The 18,314-nt window shown below is 71.2% G+C and carries 13 protein-coding genes; 6 read left to right on the top strand and 7 right to left on the bottom strand.

All coding sequences use genetic code 11. The features are described from left to right. The first annotated feature begins 105 nt into the window (after positions 1-105). Both D0D28_RS11025 and D0D28_RS11020 read left to right on the top strand, forming a co-directional pair. On the top strand, positions 106-813 hold the full coding sequence (locus D0D28_RS11025; RefSeq protein WP_116110508.1) for an ABC transporter ATP-binding protein: 708 nt from the start codon (positions 106-108) through the stop codon (positions 811-813). Further along, complete coding sequence (locus D0D28_RS11020) at positions 810-3,110, top strand: ABC transporter permease (protein ID WP_116110507.1); 2,301 nt, start codon at positions 810-812, stop codon at positions 3,108-3,110. Before D0D28_RS11025 ends, D0D28_RS11020 begins: the two co-directional genes overlap by 4 nt. Positions 3,111-3,114: 4 nt before the next feature. On the opposite strand, the gene D0D28_RS11015 is transcribed toward D0D28_RS11020, so the two are convergent. From D0D28_RS11015 to D0D28_RS11000, 4 genes are all read right to left on the bottom strand, one after another. After that, positions 3,115-4,293, bottom strand: coding sequence for an aminotransferase class V-fold PLP-dependent enzyme (locus tag D0D28_RS11015; RefSeq protein ID WP_162831035.1), 1,179 nt, complete (start codon positions 4,291-4,293; stop codon positions 3,115-3,117). A gap of 5 nt (positions 4,294-4,298) precedes the next feature. Beyond that, complete coding sequence (locus D0D28_RS11010) at positions 4,299-5,216, bottom strand: asparaginase (protein ID WP_116110539.1); 918 nt, start codon at positions 5,214-5,216, stop codon at positions 4,299-4,301. Between the two features lie 56 nt (positions 5,217-5,272). Further along, on the bottom strand, positions 5,273-6,028 hold the full coding sequence (locus tag D0D28_RS11005; RefSeq protein WP_094004299.1) for an SDR family oxidoreductase: 756 nt from the start codon (positions 6,026-6,028) through the stop codon (positions 5,273-5,275). A 69-nt stretch (positions 6,029-6,097) separates the two neighbouring features. After that, on the bottom strand, positions 6,098-6,670 hold the full coding sequence (locus D0D28_RS11000; RefSeq protein WP_116110506.1) for a TetR/AcrR family transcriptional regulator: 573 nt from the start codon (positions 6,668-6,670) through the stop codon (positions 6,098-6,100). 138 nt (positions 6,671-6,808) lie between these two features. Between D0D28_RS11000 and dnaE the strand changes: the two genes are divergently transcribed. Both dnaE and D0D28_RS10990 read left to right on the top strand, forming a co-directional pair. Beyond that, entirely contained in the window at positions 6,809-10,399 is a 3,591-nt protein-coding gene (dnaE, locus tag D0D28_RS10995; RefSeq protein WP_094004301.1) for a DNA polymerase III subunit alpha, read from the top strand. A 364-nt stretch (positions 10,400-10,763) separates the two neighbouring features. Next, entirely contained in the window at positions 10,764-12,164 is a 1,401-nt protein-coding gene (locus D0D28_RS10990; protein ID WP_240323169.1) for an MFS transporter, read from the top strand. A 333-nt stretch (positions 12,165-12,497) separates the two neighbouring features. On the opposite strand, the gene D0D28_RS10985 is transcribed toward D0D28_RS10990, so the two are convergent. From D0D28_RS10985 to D0D28_RS10975, 3 genes are all read right to left on the bottom strand, one after another. Next, positions 12,498-13,253: an SIR2 family NAD-dependent protein deacylase gene (locus D0D28_RS10985; protein WP_116110504.1), complete on the bottom strand. Its 756-nt coding sequence runs from the start codon at positions 13,251-13,253 to the stop codon at positions 12,498-12,500. A 40-nt stretch (positions 13,254-13,293) separates the two neighbouring features. Further along, a complete protein-coding gene (locus D0D28_RS10980; protein WP_162831031.1) occupies positions 13,294-14,514 on the bottom strand; it encodes a L,D-transpeptidase in 1,221 nt (406 codons plus the stop codon). Positions 14,515-14,631: 117 nt separating this feature from the next. After that, complete coding sequence (locus tag D0D28_RS10975) at positions 14,632-15,501, bottom strand: patatin-like phospholipase family protein (RefSeq protein ID WP_094004304.1); 870 nt, start codon at positions 15,499-15,501, stop codon at positions 14,632-14,634. A 154-nt stretch (positions 15,502-15,655) separates the two neighbouring features. On the opposite strand from D0D28_RS10975, the gene D0D28_RS10970 reads away from it, so the two are divergent. Beyond that, entirely contained in the window at positions 15,656-17,581 is a 1,926-nt protein-coding gene (locus D0D28_RS10970; protein WP_116110503.1) for an acyl-CoA dehydrogenase family protein, read from the top strand. Positions 17,582-17,600: 19 nt separating this feature from the next. Then, positions 17,601-18,308: a copper homeostasis protein CutC gene (locus D0D28_RS10965; RefSeq protein WP_116110502.1), complete on the top strand. Its 708-nt coding sequence runs from the start codon at positions 17,601-17,603 to the stop codon at positions 18,306-18,308. The last annotated feature ends 6 nt before the right edge of the window (positions 18,309-18,314 follow it).

The following is an 18,314-nucleotide window of genomic DNA, read 5'->3' as shown; positions in this document are numbered from 1 at the left end:
GGACAGCGCGCGATCCGCATCCACCTCCGGACTACATCCCCGGGATGACCCGCGCGGCGGGTTACCTCCCCGGGCCGATGCCCGCACCGGGCCGCGGCCCGCAGGATGGCCGCTGTGACCAGAGATGACGGCGCGGTCGTGCGGCTGACCGCCGTGCGCAAGGAATACAGCGACTCGGTTGCCCTGGACGGGATCTCCCTGGAGATCCACGCCGGGGAGGCGGTCGCGGTGATGGGACCCTCCGGCAGCGGCAAGTCCACGCTGCTGAACCTGGTGGCCGGGCTGGACCGCCCGACCTCCGGCACGGTGGTCGTGCACGGCGAGGACCTGGGGAAGCTGAACGAGACCGGGCTGGCGCTGTTCCGCCGCCGCCGGATCGGCATGATCTTCCAGTTCTTCAACCTGCTCGACGACCTGCCCGCGCTGGACAACGTGGCGCTGGCCGCGCAGCTCACCGGCACCCCGGCGGGCCAGGCACGCAAGCGTGCGCTCGAACTGCTCGGCGAACTGGGCATCGCCGGACGGCGCAACGTCTACCCGGCCCGCCTCAGCGGCGGTGAGCGGCAGCGCGTCGCGGTCGCGCGGGCCCTGATGAACCGGCCCGCGCTGCTGCTGGCCGACGAGCCGACCGGCGCGCTGGACAGCCGCGCCGGCGAGCAGGTGATGGACCTGCTGCTCGACCTCAACCAGATCGGGCAGACGCTGCTGCTGGTGACCCACGACGAGCGGCTCGCCACCCGCTGCGCGAGCCGCGTGGTCGAGGTCGTCGACGGCCGGGTCGCGCGCGAGACCGGTGTGGAGCGGACCCCGTGAGCGCGGTGTGGCGGGTCGCGCGGGCCGAGCTCGGGCGGCGCCGGTTGCAGACCACCGTGATCGGCCTGGTGGTCACGATCTCCACGGCGACGATCGTGCTCGCGCTCGGGTTGCTGGTGTCCTCGTCGGCTCCCTTCGACCGGGCGCACGCACGGCAGAGCGGCGCCGACCTGGTCGCCGTGTTCGACCGCGCCCAGGTGACCGACGAGGAGCTGACGCGGGCCGGCGCCCGGGCCGACGCGGTGGCCGGGCCGTTCGCCCAGCTCACCCTCGACACCTCGCAGAGCACGCAGTTCGTCGGCCCGGCCCTGACCACGGTGGGCCGCGCCGAGCCCGGCGGCCCGGTCGACCGGGTGGACGTCTGGGACGGCCGGTGGGCCACCACACCGGGCGAGATCGTCCTCAACCTGGCCCCCGGCACGACCCTGGTGCCCCTCGGTTCGCGGATCGAGGTCCCCGGGCAGCCCGTCCTGACCGTCGTCGGGTTCGCCCACACGGTGAGCGCGTCCGCCGACGCGTGGGTCACCCCCGAGCAGGCCGCGGCGCTGCGGCCGACCGCCACCCAGATGCTCTACCGGTTCGCCCCGGACGCGACCGCGGAGGACGTCGCCGCGGGGCAGGCCGCCGTGACGGCCGGGCTGCCGCCCGGGGCACTCCTGGGTGCGCAGTCCTCCCTCACGGTGCGGCAGCAGCTCGTCGCCGAGGTCGGGGTGTACGTGCCGTTCCTGGTCGTCTTCGGGGTCCTCGGGCTGGTGGTGGCGGTGCTGATCGTCGCCAACGTGGTCGGCGGCGCGGTCGTGGCCGGGTTCCGCGACATCGGGATGCTCAAGGCGCTCGGCTTCACCCCGAACCAGGTGATGGCGGTCTACCTGGTGATGGTCACCGTCCCGTCCGCGGCCGGGTGCGTGCTGGGCACGGTGCTCGGCAACCTGGTCGCGCGGCCGCTGCTGGCCGACGCGTTCCAGGTCTTCGGCGCGGGCGCGGCGGGCATCGACCCGTGGGTGACCGTGGTGGCGTTGCTGGGCCTGCCCGCCGTGGTCGTCCTGGCCGCGCTCCTGTCCGCGCTGCGGGCCCGCCGGTTGCCCGCGGCCTTGGCGATCAGCGCGGGCAGCGCACCCCGGCCCGGCCGCGCGCTGGTGGTCCAGCGGTGGCTGTCCGGCCTGCGGCTGCCGCGGTCGGTGAGCCTCGGCCTCGGGGTGCCGTTGGCCCGCCCGGCGCGCAGCGGGCTGACGCTGGCCGCGGTCGTCATCGGGGTCACCACCGTGACGCTCGCGATCGGCGTGACGTTGTCGGTGAACGCCTACAACGCGGCGATGCGTCCGTCCTATCCGGACCGGATCGAGGTGCTGGCAGGCGGGCCGGCGCCCGGCGGCGCGGTCACGCCGGCGCTGAGCGACGCCGAGGACGAGGCCCTGCTGCGCTCGGCCCCCGGTGCGCGGCGGGTGGCGGCGGTGGCCGCCAAGAACGTCAACGTGGTCGGCGGGCAGCAGACCGCGCGGGCCGAGTTCTTCCGCGGTGACTCCGCCGCCCTCGCCCCGCGGCTCGCGAGCGGGCACTGGCCGGCGGGACCCGGGCAGGTGGCGGTCCCGTCGAGGTTCCTGCACCAGCGCGGGCTCGCGACCGGTGACACCGTCACCGTGGAACTCGCCGGGCAGCGCGCCGCGATGCGGATCGTCGGCGTGGTGCTGGTCAACAACGCCGACACGATCTTCGCCGACTGGACGGCCCTGGCGCTGCTCGACCCGGATGCACGAGCCGACACCTACCGGGTCGAACTCGCGCCCGGCACGGACCAGGAGGCGTACCGGGCCGCCGTCGCGGACGGCGACCCGGGCCTGGTGGTGCTGCCCCCGCGCGACGGGACGTCGAGCCAGGCCCAGGTGCTCGTCGGCTCCGCCACGCTGCTGACGCTGGTGCTGGGGGCCGTCGCCGCGCTCGGCGTGTTCAACACCGTCGTCCTCGACGCCCGGGAACGCCGCCGCGACCTCGGCATGCTGAAGTCGATCGGCATGACACCCCGCCAGGTCACGGTGATGATGGTGACCTCGATGGGCGCTCTGGGCCTCGTCGGCGGCCTCGTCGGCGTGCCGCTCGGGATCCTCGCGCACCGGGTGGTCGCCCCCGCGATGATGCGCGCGGCCCAGTCCGACGTGTTCGGCTTCGTCGTGGACGTCTACCGCGTGCCGACGGCGGCCGGGCTGGTGCTGGCCGGCATCGTCATCGCGGTGGCCGGGGCCGTCATCCCGGCGCGGGGCGCCGCACGGACGCCCATCGCCGCCGTCCTGCGCAGCGAGTGACCGGCTACGCGAGCCGCTCCACGGTTTCGGTCAGCGCGCGCAGTTCGTCCTCGGTGTTGTAGTAGTGCACCGAAGCCCGCACCATGGCGGGCAGGTTCCGCACCTCCTGGTCGTACTGGTAGGAGGTGGGGCGCGTGATCGAGGTGTTGATCTTCGCCGCGGCCAGCCGCTGCTGGACCTCCGCGGCCTCGGTCCCGGCGACGCTGAAGGTGACGATCCCGCACTTGCGCTTGCCCTGGTCGTGCACCGTGACCCCGGCGATCTGGGACAGGTCCGCCCGCAGCCGGGCGGCCAGCGCGGTCACCCGTTCCTCGATGGCCGGGAGCCCGACCCGCCGCGCGTAGTCGACGGCGGCACCGAGGCCGAGCACGAGGCCGTAGTTGCGTTCCCAGGTCTCGAAGCGGCGGCCGTCCGGCGCGATCTCGAACTCCTCCGGCGCGGTCCAGGTGGCCGAGTACAGGTCGAGCATCGCGGGCTCGAGCCGCTCCCGCAGCCGCGGGTGCGTGTAGAGGAAACCGGTGCCGCGCGGGCCGCGGACGTACTTGCGGCCGGTGGCGGACAGGGCGTCGCAGCGCAGGCGGCGCACGTCGAGGTCCAGCTGCCCGGCCGACTGGCACGCGTCGAGCAGGAACGGGATCCCGGCCCGCTCGGCGATCGCGCCGACCTCCTCGGCCGGGTTGACCAGGCCGCCCTGCGTCGGGACGTGCGTGATCGCGATGAGCTTGACGGTGTCGTCCAGCCGGCGCTCCAGGTCGGCGATGTCCAGCTGGCCGCTCTCGTCGTCCTCGACGACCTCGACCACCGCGCCGGTGCGGCGGGCGATCTGCAGGTAGGCGATGGCGTTGCTGGCGTACTCCGCACGGCCGGTCAGGATGCGGTCGCCCGGTGCGAAGCGGAACGCGTAGAAGACGGCCTGCCACGAGCGGGTCGCGCTGTCGGTCACCGAGATGTCGGCGGCGTCGGCACCGAGGAAGCGGGCGATGCCGTCGTAGACGCCCCGGATGCGGTCGGCGTGCGCGGCGGCGGTCTCGTAGCCGCCGCGCACCGACTCCTCCCGCAGGTAGTCGAGCACGGTGTCGGTGACCTGCCGCGGCGGCAGCGACGAACCGGCGTTGTTGAGGTGCACGACCGCGTCCGTGCCCGGGGTGTCGCGGCGGAGGCGGTCGACGTCTTCTTCGCGCAGTGTTGTCACAGCCCGACCATATTGGGCGCGTCCAGGCGGGGACAACGCTTTACCACGTCGTCCCAGTCGTACTCGGGCGCGACGCGGCGCAGGGCCGCCAGGGTCGCCGGCATGCGGCCGCGCTCGGAGCCGTCGGCGATCTTGACCGCGACCGTGGTGCAGTCCGGCAGGATCGCGATCTGCACGGCCTCGGCGCCGTCCTTGGCGATCAGCCCGGGCACGGCCGTCATGAGCTGGGTGACGTCCCGGTTCGGGCCGGCCAGCATCTCCGGGTGCTTGCGGATCGCCTCGGCCACGCGGTGCTCGGCCGTCCCGTGCGGCGCGGTGGCGACCCGCTGGACGGCCAGCGCCAGGCCGCGCAGGGAGATCGCGAACAGCGGCGCGCCGCACCCGTCCACGGCGGTGTGCGCGACCGGTTCCCCGGCCAGCTCGGCCACCGTCTCGGCGAGCTGCACCTGCAGCGGGTGCGCCGGGTCGAGGTAGTCGCCGGTGGACCAGCCGTTCAGCCTCGCGGTGGCGAGCATGGCCGAGTGCTTGCCCGAGCAGCAGTGCGCGAGCCGCCGGGGCGCCCGGCCCTCGGTGATCCACCGGTCGTGCAGGACGGGGTCGTGCGGGAGGTGCGCCGGGCACCGCAGGTCGTTCTCGGTGAGCCCGGCCCCGTCCAGGATCCGGGTCGCGCCGGCCAGGTGGAACTCCTCGGCGGAGTGGCTGGCGGCGGCCAGGGCGAGCAGGTCGGGCGGCAGGTCGAGACCGAGCCGCACCATGCCGGTGGCCTGCATGAGCTTCGCCGTCGACCGGGGGTAACCCGGCTGGTCGACGTCACCCCCGGCCTCCAGCACCTCGCCACCGGGGCCGAGGACGACCCGCGATCCGAAGTGGACACTTTCCACGAGCCCGTCGCGGACTACCTGAACCAGAGGGATCACCACGCCCCGAGGCTCGCCGCGCCGCTTCCACCCTGTCAAGCGGATGCTCGTCACTACACGGTCTTGATCACCCCGCCGTCGGCCAGGTAGTCGGCGCCGGTCAGGTTGCCCGACCGCGGCGAGGCGAGGAACGTCACCAGCGCGGCCGTCTCCTCGGGCTCGGTCAGCCTGCCGGTCGTGATGCCCATCGCGGCCGGTACGCCGGCCAGGTACTCGGCCAGCGGGACGCCCGCGGCGGCCGCCAGCTCACCCGCGTACCCGTCCGGGTCGGCCCAGTTGGCGGTCCGCGTCGGGCCCGGGCTGACCGTGAGCGCACGCAGGCCGCGCGAGCCGAACTCCTCCGCCAGCGCCTTCGTCAGGTTCGTCAGCGCCGCCTTGGCCGTGCCGTAGTCCACCGGCGGGAACGCCGCACGCGCGCCGATCGACGAGATGTTGATCACGACTCCACGCCGCCGCAGCAACCCGGGCAGCAGCGCCCGGGTCACCCGCACGGTGGCGAACAGGTTCAGCTCGAACGTCCGCTGCCACGCCTCGTCGTCGATGTCGAGGAAACCGCCGGCCCGCATGCTGGTCGTGGTCACCCCGCCGAGGTTGTTGACCAGGATGTCCACGTCCCCGGCGCGTTCGGCGAGCAGCGTCACCCCCTCGGGGGTGGTCAGGTCGGCCCGGACCGGGATGCCCTCGCTCACCGTGCGTGCCGCCGCGAACACGGTCACGCCCTCGGCGGCCAGCGCCCGGACGATCGCCAGCCCGATCCCCTTGCTCGCGCCGGTCACGACCGCCGTCTTGCCCTCCAGCTGCAGGTCCACGTGTTCTCTCTTTCTTGAACTAGAGTTACAAAATGAGCGCAGCGCACGGCGCGCCGCCAGCAGGTGGGTTCAGAGCGCGCGCAACGCCGTCTCGGCGAGGCCCGCCAGCCGTCGCGGGTCGGGGTCGGCCTTGGCCAGCACGCGGATGCCGTTGATGGTGGTGAGCAGGAACGCCGCGAGCGCGCCGGCGTCGGCGTCGGGATCGATGTCGCCCGCTCGCTGCCCCTCCTCGATGGTGCTGCGGAAGGCCGCCTCCTGCCGTTCGAAGGTGCGCCGCACCAGGTGGTTGACCACCTCGTCGGCCTCGCCGAACTCGACCGCGGCGTTGGCCATCATGCAGCCCCGCCGGTCTTCGCGGGCCGCCTCGACGACGAGTCCGACCGCCGCGCGCAGCCGCTCGCGGGCCGGCCCCGGCCCGTCCAGGATCTCGATCAGCCGGACGGTCTCCCGCTCGTAGTAGCGCCGCAGCGCCCGCTCGTAGAGGGCGTGCTTGCTGGTGAACGCGTTGTACAGGCTGCCGCGGCCGATGCCCAGCGCGTCGACCAGCTGCTGGGGTGTGGTGTCGCCGAACCCGTTCGCCCAGAAGACCTCCATCGCCCGGTCCACGGCCACGTCCACGTCGAAGGCCTTCGCTCTCGCCACGCCGCGACCGTAGCTCAAACTGGAACTAGAGGTCAAATAAACTTCGCTCGGCACGTCGGCGATTTTTTGTCGGTGCCGCGAGCTACGCTGATCCTCCAGGCCGGGAGTCAGCGCGCAACACAGGGGAGGTTCTTGCTGGTGTCGAACGATTCCTTCGTCCACCTGCACGTGCACACCGAGTACTCGATGCTCGACGGTGCGGCGAAGATCGCCCCGCTGTTCGCCGAGGCGAGTCGTCTCGGCATGCCCGCGGTCGGGATGACCGACCACGGCAACATGTACGGGGCGGACGAGTTCTACCAGCAGTCGCGCAAGGCCGGGCTGAAACCGATCATCGGGATCGAGGCCTACATCGCGCCGGAGTCGCGGTTCCACAAGAAGCCGGTGTTCTGGGGGCAGGCGTCGCAGCGGGGCTCGGACGAGTTCGGTGAGGGCGGCGACGTCTCCGGTGGTGGTGCCTACACCCACATGACGATGCTGGCGGAGAACGCGACGGGTCTGCGGAACCTGTTCAAGCTGTCGTCGCTGGCTTCGATGCAGGGGTACTACCGCAAGCCGCGGATGGACCGGGAGCTGATCGCGGAGAACGCCTCCGGCATCATCGCCACCACCGGCTGCCCGTCGGGTGAGGTGCAGACGCGGTTGCGGCTGGGTCAGAAGGCCGAGGCGATCCAGGCGGCCTCGGACTACAAGGACATCTTCGGGGCGGACAACTTCTTCCTGGAGCTGATGGACCACGGCCTGCCGATCGAGCGGTCGGTGCGGGAGGGGCTGCTGGAGATCGGCAAGCTGCTCGACCTCAAGCCGCTGGCCACCAACGACTCGCACTACGTCACCAAGGACCAGGCCGCCTCGCATTCGGCGTTGCTGTGCGTGCAGTCGGGCAAGACGCTCAACGACCCGAACCGGTTCAAGTTCGACGGCGACGGTTACTACCTGAAGTCGGCCGCGGAGATGCGCGAGTACTGGGACACCGAGGTGCCCGGCGCCGCCGACTCCACCCTGCTCATCGCCGAACGCGTCCAGTCCTACGAAGACGTCTACACCCACAAGGACCGCATGCCGGTCTTCGAGGTGCCCGAGGGCCACGACGAGGCGTCCTGGCTGCGCGCCGAGGTCGACCGCGGCCTGGCGTGGCGGTTCCCCGACGGCGCACCGGAGGGGTACCGCGAGCGGCTGGACATGGAGCTCGAGGTCATCATCGGCAAGGGCTTCCCGGCCTACTTCCTCGTCGTCGCCGACCTCATCAACTACGCCCGCAAGGTCGGCATCCGGGTCGGCCCGGGCCGTGGTTCGGCGGCGGGTTCGCTGGTCGCCTACGTCCTGGGCATCACGAACCTGGACCCGATCCCGCAGAAGCTGCTGTTCGAGCGGTTCCTCAACCCCGAGCGCGTGTCGATGCCCGACATCGACATCGACTTCGACGACCGCCGCCGCGGCGAGATGATCCGCTACGCCACCGAGAAGTACGGCGCGGACAAGGTCGCCCAGGTCATCACGTTCGGCACCATCAAGACCAAGGCGGCGATCAAGGACGCCGCCCGGGTCCACTTCGGTCAGCCGGGCTACGCGATCGCGGACAAGATCTCCAAGGCGCTGCCGCCGCCGATCATGGCCAAGGACATCCCGCTGTCGGGCATCGTGGACCCGCAGCACGAGCGCTACGGCGAGGCGGCCGAGGTCCGCACGCTGATCGAGACCGACGAAGAGGTCTCCACGATCTTCGACACCGCACGCGGGATCGAGGGCCTGATCCGCAACGCCGGCGTGCACGCCTGCGCGGTCATCATGTCCAGCGAGCCGCTGATGGACGCCATCCCGCTGTGGCAGCGCGACGACGGATCGATCATCACCGGATGGGACTACCCCTCCTGTGAGGCCATCGGCCTGTTGAAGATGGACTTCCTGGGCCTGCGCAACCTCACCGTCATCGGCGACGCGATCGACAACATCAAGGCCAACCGCGGCATCGAGATCGACCTGGACACCCTGGGCGTCGACGACCCGGAGACCTACAAGCTGCTCTCCCGCGGTGACACGCTCGGCGTGTTCCAGCTGGACGGTGGCCCGATGCGGGACCTGCTGCGCCGCATGCAGCCGACGGTGTTCGACGACATCGTCGCGGTCGGCGCGCTGTACCGGCCCGGTCCGATGGGCATGAACGCCCACAACGACTACGCCGACCGGAAGAACAACCGGCAGCAGGTCAAGCCGATCCACCCCCAGCTGGAAGAGCCCCTGAAGGAGATCCTGGCCGACACCTACGGCCTGATCGTCTACCAGGAGCAGATCATGCACATCGCGCAGAAGGTCGCCGGCTACTCGATGGGCCGAGCGGATGTGCTGCGCCGCGCGATGGGCAAGAAGAAGAAGGAGGTCCTCGACAAGGAGTTCGAGGGCTTCGCCGCGGGGATGAAGGCCAGCGACCTCGTTCCCGGCGGCTTCTCCGACGAGGCCATCCAGGCGCTGTGGGACACGATCCTCCCGTTCGCCGGGTACGCGTTCAACAAGAGCCACGCGGCCGCGTACGGCCTGGTGTCGTACTGGACGGCGTACCTCAAGGCGAACTTCACCGCGGAGTACATGGCGGCGTTGCTCACCTCGGTGGGTGACAACAAGGACAAGTCCGCGGTCTACCTGTCGGAGTGCCGCCGGCTCGGGATCAAGGTGCTGCCGCCGGACGTCAACGAGTCGGGCCAGCGCTTCGCCGCGGTCGGCAACGACATCCGCTTCGGCATGGGCGCGGTGCGCAACGTCGGCGCCAACGTCGTCGAATCGATCATCAAGACCCGTCAGGAGAAGGGCAAGTACACCTCCTTCACCGACTTCCTCGACAAGTCGGAGCTGGTGGCCTGCAACAAACGGGTCATCGAATCCCTGATCAAGGCCGGTGCGTTCGACTCGCTCGGCAACACCCGCCTGTCGATGATCCAGGTCCACGAGGACGCGGTCGACGCGGTCGTGCCGCTCAAGCGCCAGGAGGCGATGGGCCAGTTCGACCTGTTCGGGGCCTTCGGCGGAGACGGCGACGCGGCCGAAGCCGCACCGTCGTCGTCGCCGCTGGCGCACCTGAAGTTCGGCGACGAGGAATGGCCACGCAAGCAGTTGCTGGCTTACGAGCGGGAGATGCTGGGCCTGTACGTCTCGGCGCATCCGCTGGACGGCGCCGAGCGGATCCTGCGCAAGCACGCCCCGCGTCCGATCGCGGCGATCCTGGACAACCCGCCCAAGGAAGGTGAGCTGGTCATCTCCGGCCTGATCACCTCGCTGGAGCGGCGGGTCAACAAGAAGGGTGAACCCTGGGCCATCTGCACGGTGGAGGACATGGACGCCTCGCTGGAAGTCCTGTTCTTCCCCAAGGCCTACGCCATGTTCTCGGCGGACCTGATCGAGGACAACGCCGTCCTGGTCAAGGGCCGGGTCAACTGGCGCGAGGACAAGATGTCGGTGTTCGGCGGCGGCCTGGTACCACTGGACCTGTCCGAGATCGGCAACGGGGAGGACGAGCCCCCGCTCGTGCTGCGGTGCACCGCGGAACGCCTGGACAAGAGCGTGGTCGGCGAGCTGAAGTCGACGCTGCTCGCCCACCGCGGCGAAACACCCGTCCGGCTGAAGCTGGTGGGCAAACAACGCGAGACGACGTTCGCCCTCTACGACTACCCGGTCAAGGTCAGCTCCATGCTGATGGGCGAACTGAAGGGCATCCCCGGCATCACCGCAGGCACCTGACAGAACAACAACCCACCCAAACCGCCACTCGGCAACGCAAGCGGCCCCACCGCCCGAGCCACACCTCTCCCGCAACCCGATCCCCAGCGAAATCGGTTGCCGAGCAGCGGGGTCAAGGTACTCTTTCCAGCCTTGACGCCGCTTCTCGGCAACCGAACACTGAAAGACCGGGTTCGGGAGGGGCAGATCCGGGCGTAGCGAAGCGAAGCCGGCGCTTTCAGCCGCGTGCAGCGCAAACACCCGCGTAGCGGCTCCAAAGCGCGCGCCATCAGCAACCACAAGTCACCATGGACAGGTGACCCTCACCCGGCAACCGGACCCGCGCCGCTGGAAGGCCCTCGCCGTCAGTCTCACCGCGGGCTTCATGGGCCTGCTGGACGTCAGCATCGTCAACGTCGCCCTGCCCTCGATCCAGCGGGGCATCGGCGGGGACGCCGGCACCGCACAGTGGGTCGTTTCCGGGTACGCGCTCACCTTCGGCCTGGTCCTGGTCTCCGGTGGCCGTCTGGGTGATGCGCTGGGCAGGCGCCGGATGTTCCTCATCGCGCTGGCGGCGTTCGTCGCGATGAGCGCGTTCGCCGGGGCCGCGCCGACGGGTGAGGTGCTGGTGGTCGCGCGGCTGTTGCAGGGGTGCGCGGCCGGGATGCTCACGCCGCAGAACTCCGGTCTCATCCAGGACCTGTTCCAAGGTGCCGACCGCGGCCCGGCGTTCGGCCTGTTCGGGTCGGTCGTGGGCATCTCTACGGCGGTCGGCCCGGTGCTGGGCGGACTCATCCTCGCCGTGTTCGGGGAGGAGCACGGCTGGCGCTGGGTGTTCTTCGTCAACGTGCCGATCGGCGCGCTCGCGTTCGTCCTGGCGCTGCGGTTGCTGCCGCCCGCGCGGGGCCGTCCCGCGCGGCTGCGCTCGGAGATCGACTTCCTCGGTGTGCTGCTGCTCGGGCTCGCCGTGTTGTGCGTGCTCCTGCCGCTGGTGGAGTCCGAACAGGACGGTCCGCGGCGGCTGTGGTGGCTGTTCCCGGTCGCGGCCGTGCTCGGGTTCGCGTTCGTCCGCTGGGAGCGACGCGTCGTGCGGCACGACCGCCCGCCGCTGATGGACGTCCGGTTGTTCACCGAAACCCCCGGCTACACGCCGGGTGCCGCGATCGGCGCGGTCTACTTCTGCGGGTTCGCCGGGATCTGGCTGGTGTTCGCGATGTTCTTCCAGCAGGGCCTGGGGTACACGCCGCTGGAGTCCGGGCTGGCGGTGACCCCGTTCGCGGTCGGCGCGGCGGTGTCCGCGGCCGTGGCCGGGCGTCTCGTCGCGCGGTGGGGCCGCCGTCTCACCGTCGCCGGCCTGTTCCTCGTCGCGCTGGGGCTGGGCGTCGTGGCGCTGCTGGCGTGGCTCGCGCCGGGGCAGGACCTCGGGCTGGTGGTCGCGTTGCCGCTGCTGGTCGCCGGGATCGGGGGTGGCATGGTGATTTCGCCCAACACGACCCTCACGCTGGAAAGCGTGCCGACGCGCATGGCCGGTGTCGCCGGGGGAGCGTTGCAGACCGGGCAGCGGATCGGCACGGCGATCGGCACCGCGGTGCTCGCGTCCGTGTTCCGGGCGGTCCTTCCCGCCTCGGACAACGACTTCCCGGCCGCGCTCGCCCTGTCGCTGCTGTGCGCCGTCGGGTTCGTCGTCGTCGCGCTGGCGCTCGCGATCGCGGAACTGCGGACCCGGCGAGCACGGGGCTCGAACGATCAACTACTCAGCGCCACAACTGCTGCTCCATACGAGTGAGAGTTCCCCGAAGGTGCTAGCTCTACGGAGAGCGACCGGGTAAACCTTGTCTAGCCTTCACGGTCCGGGTATCAGCTACGGACAGTGGCGAGATGGAGCGGGTCCCGGGGATGGGGACCGTGCTCCGGGCTCTCGAGATCGGACACTCAGGGTCACTCCGGCCGGTACCGTCGGCGTCCGCGGGGGACCGTACGGCGGTGAGAAGGCACCCACGCGGTGGGCCCGGACGAGGGGGAGCCGGGCCCACCCGCCAGGTGTGCCGTCCGATCGTGATCGGCTTCCCGATCCCCGCGCTCGTGGCGACCACGGTGATCGCCAGCCACGGCGAACCGGTCAGCGGCTGACCAGCTTCGGCAGCACCTCGCCCAGCGGTTCGCGCAGCACGACGGTCGCCACGTCGTCGTAGGGCGTCTCGGAGGCGTTCACGACGATCACCGGCGCCCCGGCGGCCCCGGCGACGTCCACCAGCCCGGCGGCCGGGTGCACGGTCAGCGAGCTGCCCAGCGCCAGCATCAGATCGCAGGTGATCGCGGCTTCCCGGGCGCGGTCCACCACCTCCGGGTCGAGCATCTGCCCGAACGACACCGTCGCGGACTTCAGGATCCCCCCGCAGACCTCGCACTCCGGATCGGACTCCCCGGCCCGCACCCGGTCCAGCGTCTCGTGCATGTCGCGGCGGTCGTCGCAGGACAGGCAGATCGTGTCGGCCATCGTGCCGTGCAGCTCGACGACCCGGTCCGGTGAGTTGCCCGCCTTCTGGTGCAGCCCGTCGATGTTCTGCGTGAGGATCGCCGACAGCCTGCCCTGCCGCTCCAGGTCCACCAGGGCCAGGTGCGCGGCGTTCGGCCGGGCCCACCAGCCCGGGTGGCCGAGCCGCGCCTGCCAGGACTGCTCGCGCACCTCGCGGCTGGCGACGTAGTCGTCGATGTGCGACAGCTTCTCCGCGGCCGGGTTCTTCGTCCACACCCCCTGCGGCCCCCGGAAGTCCGGGATGCCCGAATCGGTGGAGACGCCGGCGCCGGTGAGCGCGACGATCCGCGAAGCGCCGTCCACGAGCAGTCGCGCGTGATCGAGTTCCGGGGCGGTCATGCCCCCATCGTGCCGTCCCGGAACCGCGATCACCACCTGCTCACTTCAGCGCGCTGCCCTGCTGCCACTGCTCCCACGACAACGCCCAGTCGCCGTAGAGGTCCCACACCGGGAGCTGCTGCCCGCCGGAATTGGTCACCTCGACCACGTCGCCGAGACCCAGGTTGTGGAAGAACCACTCGGCGTTCTCGGCGTTGAGGTTGATGCACCCGTGCGAGACGTTCGAACTGCCCTGCGCGCCCACGCTGTTCGGGTTCTCGTGGACGAACTCGCCGTCGTTGGAGATGCGCTCGGACCACCTCTCGTCGGAGCTGTACCACCCCGGATCGCCCTTGCAGACCCCGTAGGTGCAGGAGTCCATGTGGTAGCTCTCGGCCTTGAACGAAATCACGTGCGGGCCGAGGTGGGTCGGGGTGGAGTCCTTGCCCATCGAGATCGGCATGGTCTTCACCACCTGGCCGTTGTGGAAGATCCGCATCTGCTCGGTGTTGCCGTCGGCCTTCGCGATCCAGGAATCGTGCACGTGGTAGGTTTCGGTGCGGTCCTCCGCGCCGTAGACGCCGTTGCCGAAATCGACACCGTAGATCTTCGCCGAAACGGTCAGCGTGGTGCCCGGCTGCCAGTACTCCTTCGGCCGGTAGTGCACGTTCTTGTCGTCGATCCAGTACCAGCTGCCCTCCTGCGGCGGATTCGACACCACCGACAGCTGTTTTTCCACGTCCGCCTTGTTCTTCACCGCGTAGGTGAACTGGAAGACGATCGGCTGGCCGACGCCGACCCCGGTCTGCGCCACCGAGGCCGGCGCCGGGATCATGTTCGGGTTGGCCTGCTTCGACGGCGACACCGTGGTCACCTGGCCCTGCTGCTCGACCGTCTTGCCGCTGCTGTCCGCGCCGTGCGCGTCGATGGCGTAGGTGCTGCCGTAGCCCAGGGGTTCCGACGAGGTCCAGGTGGTCTTGTCGGCCGAGAACTCGCCCTTCACCGTGGTGTGCTTGGCGGTGTTCTGGACGGTCACGCCGGTGAGCGTGCCGTTGGCCGCCTTCACCACGATCGGTGTGACCGGGCTGATGCTCGTCGCGTTCGCGGGCTCGATCGACACGGTCACCGCGGCCGCCTGGCTCGAACCCGCGGGCCCGGCCGTGCCGTTGTTCGAATTGCCGGAATCGCCGGAAGTGCAGGCCGGAAGAAAGAGTGCCACGGCGAGCAGTCCGGCCGCGATCGGCGCCCTGCGGGAGAAAAGTAAAGTCTTCTTGACTGTCATGTGGTCTCTTTTTGGGAAAATGGTGGGTGAGCAAGCAAAACTACCGCGCCGGATAGACGCGCCCGCACCCGGTTTGTTGTACCGGAGTGGTCCGGATCACCGCGTTTTTCCGCGGGCTCACCCGATCTTGACTCCGGGGCCGCCGTAGAGGCCCGGCCCGTCGATGGTGAGGCCGTCCAGGTAGATCCGCGCGGCCTGGTAGGCGAGGTCGGTCAGGTCTTCGGTGCGGCTGAAGTCCAACGGGCTCAGGCGGACCGGGCGCGGGCCGGGCAGGTAGACGACCGGCACCTCCGCGGCCGCGATCGGCGCCTCCAGCACGGCCTGGTTCCGCATGCTCACCATCGCGGTGTACATGAGCACCTCGGCGAACGTCTGCGGCGGCGACGGGATCTGACCGGGGAACGCGCAGTCCAGCACGACCAGCGACCGCGCGCCGAGCGTGAGGGCCTGCCGCATCGGCACGTTCGCGACCAGGCCGCCGTCGTAGAGCAGGTGCCCGTCGTGTTCGACCGGCGGGTAGATGCCCGGGATGGCCGCGCTCGCCAGCAGCGGTGGCCGCAGGTCGCCGGAGGTGAACAGCCGGGCCTCCGCGGTGTCCACCTCGGTGGCGACCACGCCCAGCGGCAGCGCCAGGTCTTCGAACCGGGTGCCCGGACCGAGGTGGTCGTCGACGATCGTGGACAGCCCGATGTTCGGGAACAGGTGGGTCTTGCTGTGCCGCAGCGTGCGGACCTGGCTGAGGACGCCGCCCGGGAAGGCCTCGTGGCGGGTCATGTGGGTCCACGTCTTGCGCAGCCGCTCGCCGGCGTCGTCCGGATCCAGCGCGAGCACCGCGCCGTTGAGCGAGCCCACGGACGTGCCGACCACCAGGTCGGGCTTGATCCCGGCCTCGCCGAGGGCACGCAGCATCCCGACCTGCATCGCCCCCAGGCTGCCGCCCCCGCCGAGCACGAACCCGACCGGGCGGGGCAGGTCGACCTCGGGCATCGGACCACCTCCACTCGCATGGTGCTCCGCGTTCCCCGGCGTCGCCATCGGAGGTCAGGTGGCGTTCACCACCTCGGGCAAGGGGCTTCCCTTCCGCACTACCAGCGAGTAACACTGGTCACAAACCATTGACGGCGTAGCGCGGAGGTGTCCGGTGGCTGATCAGCCGAAGGTGACGGAGAAGGAAGCCCGCGCGGTCGCCGAGGAGGCCCGGGAAAGCGGCTGGCGCAAGCCGTCGTTCGCCAAGGAGCTGTACCTCGGCCGCTTCCGGCTCGACCTCGTCCACCCGCACCCGCGTGCCGAACCGGCCGCCGCGGCGAAGGCCGAGCAGTTCCTCACCCGCCTGCGCGAGTACGCCGAGACCCTCGACGGCACGGTGATCGAACGCGAGTCGCGCATCCCCGACGAGTACGTGAAGGGCCTGGCCGAGCTGGGCTGCTTCGGCATCAAGATCCCCGAGGAGTACGGCGGGCTCGGGCTGTCCCAGGTCGCCTACAACCGCGCGCTCGCGCTGCTCGGCTCGGTCCACCCGACGCTGGGCGTGCTGCTGTCGGCGCACCAGTCGATCGGCGTGCCGGAACCGCTCAAGCTGGCCGGCACGCCCGAGCAGAAGGCGAAGTTCCTGCCGCGCTGCGCGAAGGGTGCGGTCACCGCCTTCCTGCTCACCGAACCCGACGTCGGCTCCGACCCGGCGCGCCTGGCCACCACCGCGACCCCGACCGAGGACGGCGGCTACCTGCTCGACGGCGTCAAGCTGTGGACCACCAACGGGGTCGTCGCCGAGCTGGTCGTCGTCATGGCGCGCGTGCCGCGCAGCGAGGGGCACCCGGGCGGGATCACCGCGTTCATCGTCGAGATGGACTCGCCCGGCATCACCGTCGAGCGGCGCAACGCGTTCATGGGCCTGCGCGGTATCGAGAACGGCGTCACCCGCTTCCACCAGGTCCGGGTGCCCGCGGACGCGGTCGTCGGCGGCGAGGGCAAGGGGCTGAAGATCGCGCTGGCGACGCTGAACACCGGCCGGCTGTCGATCCCGTCGATGTGCGCGGGCGCGGGCAAGTGGTGCCTCAAGATCGCCCGCGAGTGGTCCGCGGCGCGCGTGCAGTGGGGCAAGCCGATCGCCGGGCACGCCGCGGTGGCGAACAAGATCTCGTTCATCGCCGCGACCACGTACGCGCTGGAGAGCGTGCAGGAGCTGTCCGGCCACATGAGCGACGAGGGCCGCAACGACATCCGCATCGAGGCGGCGCTGGCGAAGCTCTACGCCAGCGAGATGTCCTGCAAGATCGCCGACGAGCTGATGCAGATCCGCGGCGGCCGCGGGTACGAGACCGCCCAGTCGCTGGCCGCGCGCGGGGAACGCGCCGCGGTCGTCGAGCAGCTGGTGCGCGACCTGCGGATCAACCGGATCTTCGAGGGTTCCACCGAGATCATGCACCTGCTCATCGCGCGGGAAGCGGTCGACGCGCACCTGGCCGCCGCCGGGGCGCTCGCCGACCTGGAGGCGGACCTGCCCGCCAAGGCCAAGGCCGCCGCCAAGGCCAGCGGGTTCTACGCGAAGTGGCTGCCGCAGCTGGTCACCGGCCGCGGCCAGGTGCCCACGTCGTTCGCCGAGTTCGGGCAGCTCGCGCCGCATCTGCGCTACATCGAGCGCACGGCGCGCAAGCTGGCGCGGTCGACGTTCTACGGGATGGCGCGCTGGCAGGCCGGGCTGGAGAAGCGGCAGGGCTTCCTGGGCCGGATCGTCGACATCGGCGCCGAGCTGTTCGCCATGTCCGCGGCGTGCGTGCGGGCGGAGATGCAGCGCGAGGACGACGTGCGGGAGGGCGAGGCCGCCTACGAGCTGGCCGACGTGTTCTGCCGTCAGGCGCGGGTGCGGATCGAGGTGCTGTTCGAGGGCCTGTGGCGCAACACCGACGACGCCGACCGCCGGCTCACCGACCGGGTCCTGGACGGCGCCTACACCTGGCTCGAGGAGGGTGTGCTGGACCCGAGCGAGGGCACCGGGCCGTGGATCGCCGACTGGCGGGCGGGAGCGTCCACCGAGGACAACGTCGCGCGGCGGTACGCGACCGGCTGAGCCGTGGTACTACTCGGCGATGGCCTTCGTCGAGCTGAGCACGGACACGGTGGATGGTGCGATCGCCGCGGACCGCCTCGGCGCGGACCGCGTCGAGCTGTGTGCCGCCGGGGCGCTCGGCGGACTGACGCCCGGCCCCGGGCTGCTCGCGGCCACGCTGGCCCGCTGCGCGCGGGCCGAGGTGCACGTGCTGATCCGCCCGCGGGACGGCGGGTTCCGCTACGCGCCGGCCGAGGTGGACGCCATGCTCGCCGACGTCCGGCACGCGGTCGCGGCCGGGGCGCCGGGGGTGGTGGTCGGGGCGCTGACCGCGGCCGGCGAGGTCGACCGGGGCGTGGTCGGGGAGCTGGTGGCCGCCGCGGACGGCCGCGAGGTGACGTTCCACCGGGCGATCGACGTGTGCGCGGACCCGCTCGCGGCGCTGGAGGTGCTGGCGGAGCTGGGCGTGCGGCGCGTGCTCAGCTCCGGTCAGGCCAGGACCGCGGTGGAGGGTGCGCCGGTGCTGGGGCGGATGGCGGCGGCCGCCGGGGACCGGCTGACGGTGATGGCGTGCGGCGGGATCCGCCCGCACAACGTCCGCCAGGTGCTCGACGCCACCAGGGTCCGGCACGTGCACGCCGCACCCCGCCGCCCGGCCGAACCGACGCCGACGACGACCGTGGACTTCGGTGTGCACGCGACGCTCGACGTGGCCGCGGCGAAGGCGCTGATCGCCGCCGCCCGCTGACCGCAC

Source organism: Amycolatopsis ruanii, from assembly GCF_003385175.1.
In the GTDB taxonomy this organism is placed as follows: Bacteria; Actinomycetota; Actinomycetes; order Mycobacteriales; family Pseudonocardiaceae; genus Amycolatopsis_E; species Amycolatopsis_E thermalba.
The sequence above is the reverse complement of the archived record's forward strand: the minus strand, read 5'-3'. Positions and strand labels throughout refer to the sequence as shown.

Excerpts from the sequence above, each read along its gene's own strand:
- D0D28_RS11025 (WP_116110508.1), top strand. The coding sequence starts at position 106 with ATGGCCGCTGTGACCAGAGATGACGGCGCGGTCGTGCGGCTGACCGCC.
- D0D28_RS10965 (WP_116110502.1), top strand. The coding sequence starts at position 17,601 with ATGGCCTTCGTCGAGCTGAGCACGGACACGGTGGATGGTGCGATCGCC.
- D0D28_RS10975 (WP_094004304.1), bottom strand. The coding sequence starts at position 15,501 with ATGCCCGAGGTCGACCTGCCCCGCCCGGTCGGGTTCGTGCTCGGCGGG.
- D0D28_RS10990 (WP_240323169.1), top strand. The coding sequence starts at position 10,764 with ATGGGCCTGCTGGACGTCAGCATCGTCAACGTCGCCCTGCCCTCGATC.
- D0D28_RS10985 (WP_116110504.1), bottom strand. The coding sequence starts at position 13,253 with ATGACCGCCCCGGAACTCGATCACGCGCGACTGCTCGTGGACGGCGCT.
- D0D28_RS10980 (WP_162831031.1), bottom strand. The coding sequence starts at position 14,514 with ATGACAGTCAAGAAGACTTTACTTTTCTCCCGCAGGGCGCCGATCGCG.